13 protein-coding genes are annotated in these 11,259 nt (G+C 66.1%); 9 read left to right on the forward strand and 4 right to left on the reverse strand.

The features are described 5' to 3' along the window. Window positions 1-28: 28 nt before the first annotated feature. Together MBTS_RS16205 and MBTS_RS16210 are read right to left on the reverse strand one after the other, a co-directional pair. Window positions 29-184, reverse strand: coding sequence for a hypothetical protein (locus tag MBTS_RS16205; RefSeq protein ID WP_192216021.1), 156 nt, complete (start codon window positions 182-184; stop codon window positions 29-31). A gap of 107 nt (window positions 185-291) precedes the next feature. Further along, window positions 292-798, reverse strand: a complete 507-nt coding sequence (locus MBTS_RS16210) for an Lrp/AsnC family transcriptional regulator (RefSeq protein ID WP_056144005.1) — start codon at window positions 796-798, stop codon at window positions 292-294. A 250-nt stretch (window positions 799-1,048) separates the two neighbouring features. Between MBTS_RS16210 and MBTS_RS16215 the strand changes: the two genes are divergently transcribed. The 7 genes from MBTS_RS16215 (at window position 1,049) to MBTS_RS16245 (ending at window position 9,162) form a co-directional block, all read left to right on the forward strand. Then, entirely contained in the window at window positions 1,049-1,846 is a 798-nt protein-coding gene (locus tag MBTS_RS16215) for a phosphoadenylyl-sulfate reductase (RefSeq protein WP_192216015.1), read from the forward strand. Beyond that, complete coding sequence (gene cysD, locus MBTS_RS16220) at window positions 1,843-2,778, forward strand: sulfate adenylyltransferase subunit CysD (RefSeq protein ID WP_192216016.1); 936 nt, start codon at window positions 1,843-1,845, stop codon at window positions 2,776-2,778. The genes MBTS_RS16215 and cysD overlap by 4 nt, the downstream gene beginning before the upstream one ends. Window position 2,779: 1 nt before the next feature. After that, on the forward strand, window positions 2,780-4,180 hold the full coding sequence (gene cysN / locus MBTS_RS16225; protein ID WP_192216017.1) for a sulfate adenylyltransferase subunit CysN: 1,401 nt from the start codon (window positions 2,780-2,782) through the stop codon (window positions 4,178-4,180). 440 nt (window positions 4,181-4,620) lie between these two features. Beyond that, on the forward strand, window positions 4,621-5,823 hold the full coding sequence (locus MBTS_RS16230) for a pyridoxal phosphate-dependent aminotransferase (RefSeq protein WP_056144018.1): 1,203 nt from the start codon (window positions 4,621-4,623) through the stop codon (window positions 5,821-5,823). Window positions 5,824-5,910: 87 nt separating this feature from the next. Then, window positions 5,911-6,753 carry an NAD(P)-dependent oxidoreductase gene (locus MBTS_RS16235; RefSeq protein WP_192216018.1) on the forward strand — a complete coding sequence of 281 codons (843 nt, stop codon included), beginning with the start codon at window positions 5,911-5,913 and terminating at the stop codon, window positions 6,751-6,753. Between the two features lie 378 nt (window positions 6,754-7,131). Then, complete coding sequence (locus tag MBTS_RS16240; RefSeq protein WP_192216019.1) at window positions 7,132-7,425, forward strand: hypothetical protein; 294 nt, start codon at window positions 7,132-7,134, stop codon at window positions 7,423-7,425. 78 nt (window positions 7,426-7,503) lie between these two features. Next, complete coding sequence (locus MBTS_RS16245; RefSeq protein WP_192216020.1) at window positions 7,504-9,162, forward strand: calcineurin-like phosphoesterase C-terminal domain-containing protein; 1,659 nt, start codon at window positions 7,504-7,506, stop codon at window positions 9,160-9,162. A 146-nt stretch (window positions 9,163-9,308) separates the two neighbouring features. On the opposite strand, the gene MBTS_RS16250 is transcribed toward MBTS_RS16245, so the two are convergent. Then, entirely contained in the window at window positions 9,309-9,887 is a 579-nt protein-coding gene (locus MBTS_RS16250) for a type 1 glutamine amidotransferase domain-containing protein (protein WP_018042519.1), read from the reverse strand. 197 nt (window positions 9,888-10,084) lie between these two features. Here MBTS_RS16250 and MBTS_RS16255 point away from each other — a divergent pair, with 197 nt between their 5' ends. Continuing rightward, window positions 10,085-10,306: a hypothetical protein gene (locus MBTS_RS16255; RefSeq protein ID WP_018042520.1), complete on the forward strand. Its 222-nt coding sequence runs from the start codon at window positions 10,085-10,087 to the stop codon at window positions 10,304-10,306. Window positions 10,307-10,314: 8 nt separating this feature from the next. Here MBTS_RS16255 and MBTS_RS16260 read toward each other — a convergent pair whose 3' ends face one another. After that, window positions 10,315-10,704, reverse strand: a complete 390-nt coding sequence (locus MBTS_RS16260; RefSeq protein WP_018042521.1) for a hypothetical protein — start codon at window positions 10,702-10,704, stop codon at window positions 10,315-10,317. Between the two features lie 325 nt (window positions 10,705-11,029). Between MBTS_RS16260 and MBTS_RS16265 the strand changes: the two genes are divergently transcribed. Then, window positions 11,030-11,239 carry a cold-shock protein gene (locus tag MBTS_RS16265; RefSeq protein WP_026175704.1) on the forward strand — a complete coding sequence of 70 codons (210 nt, stop codon included), beginning with the start codon at window positions 11,030-11,032 and terminating at the stop codon, window positions 11,237-11,239. Window positions 11,240-11,259: the final 20 nt, after the last annotated feature.

The raw sequence follows: 11,259 nt of genomic DNA on the forward strand, positions 1-11,259 counted from the left end.
ACGCCGTCCTCGGAGCGGCGACACCGATTCAGCGTGCCTGGCCCCCGGCCGCGTCGAGACCGGCGAGGAAGCCCGCGAGCCAGGCACGCTGAATCGGTGTCGCCGCTCCGAGGACGGCGTCGAGGCTCGCACGCTCGTTGTCGTCGAACGGGGCTGTGCGGGGGAGGATCGCTTGTCGTGCCATCGTTAAGCCATGTCGCGCTGCGGGGCCGACTGTCAACGGGATGTCCGTTTTACAGAACGGCGTCGTGGGAGAAGGAGCTGCCTATGATCGCAGCGCAGAACAGAATTTTATTCTCCAGCCACCACGGAGAGCGTCGGTATGAAACGCCCGTTCGTCGGCGCTGACGGAAGCGGAAGCGCCGTCGTCGACTTCACTTTTTCCATGGCGAAGCGTGACGTCACGTTCTTCAGGGGCAACGTCGCGATGAGCTGCTTATAAAAGGTGTCGTAAGCCTGCATATCGGCGACAACGACCCGCAACATGTAATCCACATCGCCCGCCATGCGGTAGAATTCCAGCACCTCAGGCATGGCCGAGACGGTGGAGGCGAAGCGTTCGAGCCAGTCACGCGAATGGTCCGATGTCTCGATCGAGACGAAGACTGTGAGTCCGAGGCCCAGCTTGACCGGATCGAGGACGGCGACCCGCCGGTCGATCACGCCATCCGCTTCGAGGCGCTGGATCCGCTTCCAGCAGGGCGTCTGCGACAGGCCGACCTTCTCGCCGATCGTCGCGATCGACAGGGTGGCGTCGTTCTGGAGCAGCGCCAGGATCTTGAGATCGATCGAGTCCACATTGACCTCGCTTTGCGGTTCCGGTCAGCGGCGCTGTGGTGCGCTAGGGCACGGCGTTGACCAGCGAATTAAGAAGAATATTCCTCGACGAGCAACCCATTGGGCGTCCGCGCCGCTGCAAACCATATTTACCGCAGCGGGGGAATGCCGCAGCGCGATACCCGCCATGCCTTGACAGCGTTCGTTATAGCGAACATTTCAGGTGCCAGACAAGCGGGCATCTGACAAGGCAGTCGTACGGAACACGCTCATGAGTACTTCCCTGGAACGAACGGCGCGGGACCTCGCGTCCGCCATGGCCGGCCTCGATCTGAAGGGGCGCATTCGTGCGATCGAGTCCGCAATCCCCGGCCGACTGGTCTTCACCACCAGCCTCGGCATCGAGGATCAGGCTCTCACCCATGCCCTCGCCATGGCCAAGGGGCGGACGAAGATCGTCACCCTCGATACGGGCCGGCTCTTCCCCGAGACCTACGACGTCTGGGCGGAGACCGAATCCGCCTACGGCATCCGCATCCAGGCCTATGCACCCGAGCGGGTCTCGGAAGAATCATTCGTGCGGGAAGAGGGCATCAATGGCTTTCGCCATTCGGTCGCGGCCCGGCAAGCCTGCTGCGGCTTCCGCAAGGTCGAGCCGCTGAGCCGCGCCCTTGCCGGCGCCGCCGGATGGCTGACGGGTCTGCGGGCGGGCCAATCCGCCAACCGTTCGGACACGCCCCTGGCGGAGGCCGACGACGCGCGCGGGCTTATCAAGATCAATCCGCTCGCGGATTGGACCCGCGCCGACGTCGACCGCTTCGTCATCGACAATTACATTCCCTACAACGTCCTCCACGACCGCGGTTTTCCCTCGATCGGGTGCGCCCCGTGCACCCGCGCCGTGAAGATCGGTGAATCCGAGCGCGCCGGCCGCTGGTGGTGGGAGCAGGAATCCAAGAAGGAATGCGGCCTTCACGTGCATCAGCCCGAGGCGAACGTTCAGCCGGGCCAGGAAGCCGCCGCATTCGAATCGACACCCCGTAACAGCAATCTGGAGATCGCCCGATGAGCGCCGCCACCGCGCTGGCCGCAACGCTGCCCGAGCGTCTGACTCACCTGCAGCGTCTCGAAGCCGAGAGCATCCACATCATGCGGGAGACGGTCGCCGAGACCGAGAACCCGGTGATGCTCTATTCCATCGGCAAGGATTCGTCCGTGCTGCTGCATCTGGCGCTGAAGGCCTTTGCGCCGGGACGCCTGCCGTTCCCGCTGATGCACATCGATACGACGTGGAAATTCAAGGAAATGATCGCGTTCCGCGATCAGCGCGCCAAGGAGCTCGGCCTCGATCTCATCGTCCACACGAATCAGGAGGGCCTGGCCCGTGGCATCGGCCCGATCAGCCACGGTTCGGAAGTCCATACCGACGTGATGAAGACGCAGGGACTGCGTCAGGCGCTGGACAAGTACAGGTTCGACGCGGCCTTCGGCGGCGCCCGCCGCGACGAGGAGGCGTCCCGCGCCAAGGAGCGCATCTTTTCCCTGCGCACGGCCCAGCACCGCTGGGACCCGAAGCGCCAGCGCGCCGAGCCCTGGCACCTCTACAATCTCAAGAAGAAGCGGGGTGAATCCCTGCGCGTCTTCCCGATCTCGAATTGGACCGAGCTCGATGTCTGGCTCTACATCGAGCAGGAGCAGATCCCGATCGTACCGCTCTATTTCGCCAAGCCCCGCCCCGTGGTGGAGCGCGACGGCCAGTTGATCCTGGTCGACGACGACCGTCTGCCCCTGAACCCTGGGGAGACCCCGCAGAACCTGTCCGTGCGTTTCCGGACGCTGGGCGACTACCCGCTCACCGGCGCCGTCGAGAGCGATGCCGCGACCCTGCCCGAGATCATCGGCGAGACCCTGGCCGCCCGGACCTCCGAGCGTCAGGGCCGCGTGATCGACAAGGACGGGTCGGGCGCCATGGAGCGCAAGAAGCAGGAGGGGTATTTCTAAGATGACGATCCATCAGTCACCCGAAGCCTTCGGCTATGACAGCTTCCTCGCCGCTCACCAGAGCAAGGAAGTGCTGCGCTTCATCACCTGCGGCTCCGTTGACGACGGCAAGTCCACCCTGATCGGCCGCCTCCTGCACGACACCAAGCAGATCTTCGACGATCAGGTGACGGCACTGCAGCGCGATTCGCGCAAGCACGGCACCCAGGGCGCCGAGATCGACCTCGCCCTCCTCGTGGACGGTCTCCAGGCCGAGCGCGAGCAGGGCATCACCATCGATGTCGCCTATCGCTTCTTCTCCACCGACAAGCGCTCGTTCATCGTCGCCGACACGCCCGGCCACGAGCAGTACACCCGCAACATGGCGACCGGTGCCTCAACGGCCGATGTCGCCGTGATCCTGGTGGACGCTCGGCAGGGCCTGACCCGCCAGACCCGGCGTCATGCGCTGCTGGTCTCGCTGCTCGGGATCAAGCGCGTCGTCCTCGCCGTGAACAAGATGGATCTGGTCGGCTGGTCGCAGGGCAAGTTCGAGGAGATCACGGCGGCGTTCGATGCGTTCGCCGCGCCCCTGGGCTTTACCGAAATCCGGCCCATCCCGCTTTCCGCCAAGAACGGCGACAACGTCGTTTTGCCCGGCGCCGCCGTGCCCTGGTACACGGGAACGCCGCTCCTGCAGTACCTGGAAGAAGTGCCCGTGCGGGTCGAGGAGCAGGCCGCTCCGTTCCGTCTTCCGGTCCAGTGGGTGAACCGTCCGAACTCCGACTTCCGCGGGTTCTCGGGCCTGATCGCCAGCGGCCGCATCGCCCCCGGCGATGCGATCATCGTCGAGCCTTCGGGCCGGACCTCCACCATCGCCCGGATCTTCACCGCCGATGGCGACCTGCCGCATGCCGTGGAGGGCCAGTCCGTCACCCTCGTCCTCGCCGACGAGATCGACGCCTCGCGCGGGTCGGTGATCGTCACGGCCGATGCGCCGATGCGGGTGAGCGACCGTTTCGACGCCCGTCTCTTCTGGGCGGCGGAGACCGAACTGCTGCCCGGCGCCACCCTGCTCGCCAAGATCGGCACCGTGACGGTGAACGCCACCGTGACGACCATCCATACGCGGATCGATCCGGAGAGCGGCAATCCCGTTCCGGCCGCGCGCCTCGTGGCCAACGACATCGCGGACGTGACCCTCAGCCTGGACCGCGCCGTGGCCATCGATGCCTACGCGGCGAACCGCGATACCGGCGGTTTCATCCTCATCGACCGCGAGACCACCGATACGGCGGCCCTCGGCCTGATCCATGCGGAGGCACCATCGTCGGCCGTGGAGGACGAGCCGGAGGCGGCGCGTGCGGCGAAATCCGGCGGAGGGTTCCTGTCGAAGCTCAGGTGGGTGTTCGGCGGCATCTGAACGGACGCGCCACCAGCTAAAACGAACCGCCATCCGGCCTGCCAAGAGTGGGGCGGGTGGCGGCTTTGTTTCCAAAGGCACCTTTCTCCTCGCACGACGGATGGTCCGGTGATCGACGGTCGCGAACGTACGGGTGACACCGTTCCTCCCACCCTTCACCTCATCCTGAGGTGCCGAAGCGGAGCGGAGGCCTCGAAGGAGGGCTCCAGTAGGCGCCATGGGAACTGGAGCCCTCCTTTGAGGCTGCTTCGCAGCGCCTCAGGATGAGGTGGTGGGGGGAGATGGGGACCGTTTCGACCCGCAGGGCGAGATCGATCCGTTTTCGACACAGTGCCGCCTGCGACTCAGCCTTGCCGGCTCACAGCTCCGGGACTAGGGTCCGCGCGCTTTTTGAAGAGGCGCGCATCGGCGCCCATCTGACGTGATCGGAGCAGACCATCATGGGCTTTCTCGCCGACGCCCTGTCCAAGGTGAAGCCGTCCGCGACCATCGCGATGACGCAGAAGGCCCGCGAGCTGAAAGCCGGCGGGATGGACGTGATCAGCCTGTCGGTGGGCGAGCCCGATTTCGATACGCCGGACCACATCAAGGACGCGGCCATCGACGCGATCCGCCGCGGCGAGACCAAGTACACACCGGTCTCCGGCATCGTGCCCCTGCGCGAGGCGATCGTGCGGAAGTTCAAGCGCGAGAACGGCCTCGACTACAAGGCGTCGCAGACCATCGTCGGCACCGGCGGCAAGCACGTCATCTACAATGCCCTCCTCGCCACGCTGAACCCCGGCGACGAGGTGGTGATCCCGCGTCCCTACTGGGTCTCCTATCCGGAGATGGTGGTGCTGTGCGGCGGCACCCCGGTCTTCGCCGAGACCGACATGGAGCATGATTTCAAGCTCCAGCCGGAAGAGCTGGAGCGGGTGATCACGCCCAAGACCAAGTGGATCATTCTCAATTCCCCGTCGAACCCCTCCGGCGCGGCCTATGCCCGCGACGAGTTGAAGAAGATCACCGACGTCCTCATGCGCCACCCCCATGTCTGGGTGCTCACGGACGACATGTACGAGCACCTCTGCTACGGCGATTTCGAGTTCGTGACGCCGGCCCAGGTGGAGCCCGGCCTCTACGACCGCACCCTGACCATGAACGGCGTCTCGAAGGCCTATGCGATGACCGGCTGGCGCATCGGCTACGCCGCCGGCCCCGAGCACCTCATCAAGGCGATGGATTTCGTCCAGGGCCAGCAGACCTCCGGCGCCTCCTCGATCTCCCAATGGGCGGCGGTGGCGGCCCTCGACGGCACGCAGGAGCATCTCGCCCGTTTCCGCGCCGCCTTCCACGAGCGCCGCGACCTCGTGGTCTCCATGCTGAACCAGACCAAGGGCCTCAAATGCCCGACGCCGGAAGGCGCCTTCTACGTCTACCCGTCCTGTGCCGAGACGATCGGGCGCAAGACGCCGTCGGGCAAGGTCATCCAGTCCGATGAGGATTTCGTGGTGGAACTGCTGCAGGCGGAGGGGGTCGCCGCCGTCCACGGCTCGGCCTTCGGCCTCGGCCCGAACCTGCGCATCTCCTACGCCACCTCGAACACGGCGCTGGAGGAGGCCTGCACCCGCATCCAGCGCTTCTGCGGCTCGCTGAGCTGACCCACCCGAGGGTGGATCGCGACTTGACGACTCACGTCTGACGCGAGTCAGATGCGAGCCGGGTGGTTCCACTCGGAGGAAACGTTCATGGCGACGATCGCTGTCATCGCACCTGGTGCCATGGGCAGTGCGATCGCAGCGCGACTGCACGGAAACGGCGCCCGTATCCTCACCGTTCTGGCAGGTCGAAGCGCCGCTACGATCGCACGCGCCCAAGAATCCGGAATGGAAGGAGTGGAGGAGACGGCCCTCGCCGAGGCCGACCTCATCCTCTCCATCGTCCCGCCAGCGGAGGCGGCGAACCTTGCAATTCGCCTGTCCCCGCTGCTCGCTGCAGCGGTGCGCAAACCGGTCTATGTCGATTGCAACGCCCTCAACGTCTTGACGAAACGTGGCGTCGCCGCCGTGATCGGACAGGCCGGCGCGCCCTTCATCGATGCCGCCATCATCGGAGCGCCGCCCAAATCCGGCGAACGGGGGCCACGGTTCTACGTCTCCGGCGATAACCTTTCGGCGTCCGTGGCGTTGCGCGAAATGGGGCTGGACGTCCGACCCGTAGAGGGCGGCGTCGGCGCGGCGTCGGCGCTCAAAATGTCCTATGCCGGCATCAACAAGGGGCTGACGGCGCTCGCCGCCGTCATGGTACTCGCGGCAGGCCGGGCGGGTGCCGCCCATGCGCTGTATGCCGAACTCGCCGAAAGCGAGCCGGAACTGCTCGCGCGGTTCTCCCGCGTCCTGCCCGACATGGTGCCGAAGGCTTATCGCTGGGTCGCGGAGATGGACGAGATCGCGAGTTTTCTCGAGAGCGACGATGGCGGCCGACTGATGTTCGACGGCGCGGGGCGCGTCTATGAACGGCTCTCCGCCGAGTGCGACGGGGACGAGGTCGGGCAGTTGAAGGCCTTCGCCGCTGCGGCGGAAAGGCCCTGATGCAGCCGGGTTGGTTGCCGGCTCAAGTCAGGATGTCTACATCCACCATCCCCGCAGCCGATGCGTCCGATGGTTTCGCGAACCCTCTCGGACTGGCGCGGTTGCAGGGCTTGTCGTGACGGGGCGGTGCGGACCAGTTCTCTGCGTCGATCCTGTGAGGCCTCGTGGGCCGGGTCGCGGCAAGTGTGTCACGGGCGCGGGGAACAGGAACCGTCGCCGTGGCTGATGGCCCACGCTCATCGTAGTAGCGGATGGGTCGCGCCATTTCAGGACAGGCTCCGGGCCGGCCAGCGGCCAAATGGTTTACCGACTTCTCGCACAAGTGAGACGGGCCGGGGAACCGGTCGCGTTCCTCCGCGTAGTCTCGGGCTTTCCAGCATGCGACGCCTTCTCACCGGTGGCATCAAGGCAATCGTCGCCATTGCCGCACTTTCCACCGCCGCCCATTGGGCCATGCGCGTGCAGCGTGCGCCCACCGCCGTGCCGGCCCCCGTCGCAGCGGTGAAGGATCCGGTCGCCACCGGTTCGATCCTCACGCGCAGCGCGGAATCCCCAACTCGCGAACGACTTGCGGACGTGACACGCGGTCTCGACCAGAAACACCTCGGCGAATTGTTTTCGGGCGCCACTGGCGACAAGCCAAAGGTCGAGAAGGCCGCAGCCAGACACTGAGGGCGGACGCGACTATCGTCACGCCATGGTCAAGAGGGCGTGGTTCGGTGCGGCCGACCCGTCGCAAAAGGCTGCCGCATGATTGACCGTCCCGCTCTCACCCGCCGCGAAACCCTGGCAGGTGCCGCCGTCCTCGCCCTGGCGCCTTCGGCGGCGCGGTCGTCGGAGCGCGCGACGGGTTCCGTCTACGAAGTGGTTCCGGGGGGGCGGGCAGGCATCCCGGATGTGGCCGTCTCGAACGGTCGCGACGTGGTCCGCACCGACGGCCAGGGCCGCTACGCGCTCGACGTCTCGGACGGCGATATCGTCTTCGTGGTGAAGCCCGCCGGCTTCGCGCTGCCGCGCGACGAGAACAACATTCCGCGCTTCAGCTACATCCATCAGCCGCAGGGCACGCCGCCCGATCTAAGCCTGCGCTATCGCGGCATCGACCCGACCGGACCGCTTCCCGCCTCCATCGACTTCGCGCTGACCCGCGAACCGGAGCCGGACGCGTTCGACGTGATCCTGTTCACCGATCCGCAGCCGGAAAGCCCGGTGGAGCTCGGCCATGTCCGCGATACGGCGGTGACGCGGGTCCTCGGCACGAAGGCCGCCTTCGGCATGACCACGGGCGACATCCTGTTCGACGATCTATCGTTCTACGGCCGCTCCAACCGCATCATGGGGCGCATCGGGATCCCCTGGTTCCATATCGGCGGCAACCACGACCTCAACTTCGAGGCGCCCGACGCCCGCTACAGCCGCGAGACCTACAAGCGGGTCTACGGCGCGCCCTACTATGCCTTCCACCACGGCAAGGCCCTCTTCCTGATGCTCGACACCGTGCATTACCTGGGCGCCGCGTCGGGCAAGGGCGACGGTGTCGGCCGCTACGAGGGGCGCATCGGCGAGCGGCAGATGACCTTCATCGCCAACATGCTGTCGATGACGCCCAAGGAGACCCTCGTCGTCATCGCGATGCATATCCCGCTCGTCACCGACCTCGACCCGGCCGATCCGCGCCAGAACGTGATGGACCGGGAGCGTCTGCTCGACCTCCTGGGTGACCGACCCGTGCTCAGCCTCGCCGGCCATACCCACACGACCGAGCATCATTACCCCCGCGCAGGCGCAAGCGGGAGCCACCACCACCACGTCCTCACCGCCGTCTCCGGGTCGTGGTGGAGCGGCCCCTCCGCGCGCACCGGCATTCCCTCGGCCGACAGCCGCGACGGGACGCCCAACGGTTTCCACGTCCTGTCCATCGACGGCGCCGACTACACCACTCGCTACCAACCGGCCCAGGGCGAACCGGAAGAGAGAATGAGAATCGTGCTGGAGAGCCAGTATCGTGGAGGGGCCGGTGAGGTCCTGCGCGATTACCGGCCGATGCAGACCCTACGCTCGCCTGTGCCGCGCGAGAGCGTCGGGGCGACAAATCTGGTGGTGAACGTCTTCGACGGCGGTCCACGCACCAGCGTCCGGTACCGCATCGACGACGGTCCCGCCGTCGAGATGGTGCGCACGCGGCGGCCCGACCCGTTCGTCGCCGAGGTCTTCCTGCGCTATCCGGAAGCGAAGAAGCCGTGGGTGAAGGCCGAGCCGTCGAGCCACATCTGGGTCGCGCGCCTCGGCGGCGACATTCCGGCCGGCAGCCATCGCATCACCGTCGAGGTTCGGGACGAGTACGGGCGCCCGTTCTCGTCCGCGATGGTCCTCGAAGTCACCGGCGAGGACGGCCCCTCGCGGGGCTGAGAGGGACGCCGGCCGGTCAGGGCCTAGAGCAGCGCCCGACCACATTGGGTCGCGGCACATCTCTCGGCCTTTGTTGTGCCGCGCTCTTTTTCGCCGAACCGGCATCCACTTCGGCGGAGAGCGCTCTAGCGTCCCGAGGCACAGTGTCAGGCGGCCAGGCGGCGAGCGCCGTGGTTGCCCTCCTCGATCTCCTCAATGATCTTGGCGCAGAAAGCGTCGAGATCGCCGGGATTACGGCTCGTGACGATGCCCTTGTCGGTCACCACCGCCTCGTCCCGCCATTGGCCGCCGGCATTGATGACATCCGTCCTGATCGACGAGAACGACGTCAGGTTCAGCCCCTTCACGACCCCCACCTCGATCAACAGCCACGGCGCGTGGCAGATCGCGGCCACCACTTTTCCGGAGACGAGGAACGTCTTGATCACGTCGAGGGCCTTCGGCTCGAGCCGGAGCTTGTCCGGGTTGATCTGGCCGCCCGGCAGCACGAGGGCGTCGTAATCCGCCGGGTCGATGTCTTCCAGATCCTTGTCCACCGCGACGTTCTTGCCCCAATCCGTCTTGTCCCAGGCACGGATGGATTCGCGCGATTCGCGCGATTTCGGCGAGGCGACGACGACGCTCGCCCCGGCGCTCTTGAGGGTCTGCAGCGGAACCGTCAGCTCCGTTTCCTCGAAACCGTCGGTGGCGAGAATGAGAACTTTCGACTGCTTGATGTCGGACATGATTGATCTCCGCACGTGTCACGAATGATGGCGGAAGAACTGGTAGCCGATATGGCGGGTTCCTGGTTCCGGGGAGATGCAATGCAGCCTCGGTGGCAGCGCAACGCTCGAATCCGCATCGGGCTGGAACTGGCGACTGCCGGGGTGGGTTTCTCCGGCACACCGACCGATCCACCTCAAAGCGAAGGAGACGCTGCATGGCCAATCCAGGCCTACCGATCCCCGAGCCGCTCCCGGGGGGAATTCCCGGCGACCTGCCGCCCCCGCCGCTGCCGCCGGACGAGGCTCCCGATATCGGACCGACCGGTCCGCGGACCCCCTATCCCGTCGACGATCCCGGCATCGACGAGCCGGCGGGGCCGGGCTCCGAGCCCGACTATCTGCCCGGCGGTCCGACGGACCCGGGCGTGCGGATGTAACCGTTCCGTCAGTGATCCCCATGCGATGCGCGTACATCGCGGGGGGCGTTGAGGATTTCGGAGAGGCTCGTCGCCACGTGACGGGCCTCTTCGTCCGTCAGGCGCAGCTGGAACGGCGGCAGCGGCCCCGCCTGGAGGGCCACGACGGCCTGACCCTTCTCGTCGGTTCCCACCTCGATGGCGGAGGAGGTGACTTCCAGCATGGCGATGTCCTCGTCGGCGAGGTCGTCCGGCGGATCGACCTCGTCCGGCTCGTCGATCGCGGTCAGCAGATGCCCGACCGCGCGCACGAGGGCACGGGCCGCACGGGCATCCATGACGACGGCCGTGGCCTGATCGTCCTTCTGGAACGAGAGCTGGATGTTCGCGCCTTCGAGGGAAACCGAGATGCCCGCCATGAACCGCCTGATTGCGTCGCCTAACTGCCTGGAGCCGAACTCATATATGCACGTCGCGGACCGAAAAACACGGGGTTCGCCACAGGGCTCGCATCGCGCGGCATGAGAGGGCGGTGCGTCGATCCGACAGGCAAGATCCAGCCGGATGCCTTGTTGCCGCCGCACAATGCGCCTACATGGATTTCAGCGGGCGTCAGTGAGCCGAACACAACGTGCCTCGCACGTCTCACGACCTGCTGATCCCGTCAAATGTAAAAGAGGACCGGCGCCGGGTGTCTCGAGCAGATACGCGTGTTTGGTCAACGAACGATACGAGGTTCTATTCGTGAATACCGGCACTGTTAAGTGGTTCAACGAAACCAAAGGCTACGGCTTCATTCAGCCCGATGACGGCGGCAAGGACGTGTTCGTTCACATCTCCGCCGTCGAGCGCGCGGGAATGCGCAATCTCATTGAAGGTCAGAAGGTCTCCTACGAGATCCAGACCGACAAGCGCAGCGGCAAGGACTCGGCTGGTAACCTCCAGGCGGCCTGACGCACCCGGCGCCAGCCCCG

The sequence above is a fragment of the Methylobacterium bullatum genome (genome assembly GCF_014845095.1).
GTDB lineage: Bacteria > Pseudomonadota > Alphaproteobacteria > Rhizobiales > Beijerinckiaceae > Methylobacterium > Methylobacterium bullatum.

Coding starts and splice junctions, on each gene's coding strand:
- MBTS_RS16205 (WP_192216021.1), bottom strand. CDS start 184: ATGGCACGACAAGCGATCCTCCCCCGCACAGCCCCGTTCGACGACAAC.
- MBTS_RS16215 (WP_192216015.1), top strand. CDS start 1,049: ATGAGTACTTCCCTGGAACGAACGGCGCGGGACCTCGCGTCCGCCATG.
- cysD (WP_192216016.1), top strand. CDS start 1,843: ATGAGCGCCGCCACCGCGCTGGCCGCAACGCTGCCCGAGCGTCTGACT.
- cysN (WP_192216017.1), top strand. CDS start 2,780: ATGACGATCCATCAGTCACCCGAAGCCTTCGGCTATGACAGCTTCCTC.
- MBTS_RS16230 (WP_056144018.1), top strand. CDS start 4,621: ATGGGCTTTCTCGCCGACGCCCTGTCCAAGGTGAAGCCGTCCGCGACC.
- MBTS_RS16235 (WP_192216018.1), top strand. CDS start 5,911: ATGGCGACGATCGCTGTCATCGCACCTGGTGCCATGGGCAGTGCGATC.
- MBTS_RS16240 (WP_192216019.1), top strand. CDS start 7,132: ATGCGACGCCTTCTCACCGGTGGCATCAAGGCAATCGTCGCCATTGCC.
- MBTS_RS16245 (WP_192216020.1), top strand. CDS start 7,504: ATGATTGACCGTCCCGCTCTCACCCGCCGCGAAACCCTGGCAGGTGCC.
- MBTS_RS16250 (WP_018042519.1), bottom strand. CDS start 9,887: ATGTCCGACATCAAGCAGTCGAAAGTTCTCATTCTCGCCACCGACGGT.
- MBTS_RS16255 (WP_018042520.1), top strand. CDS start 10,085: ATGGCCAATCCAGGCCTACCGATCCCCGAGCCGCTCCCGGGGGGAATT.
- MBTS_RS16260 (WP_018042521.1), bottom strand. CDS start 10,704: ATGGCGGGCATCTCGGTTTCCCTCGAAGGCGCGAACATCCAGCTCTCG.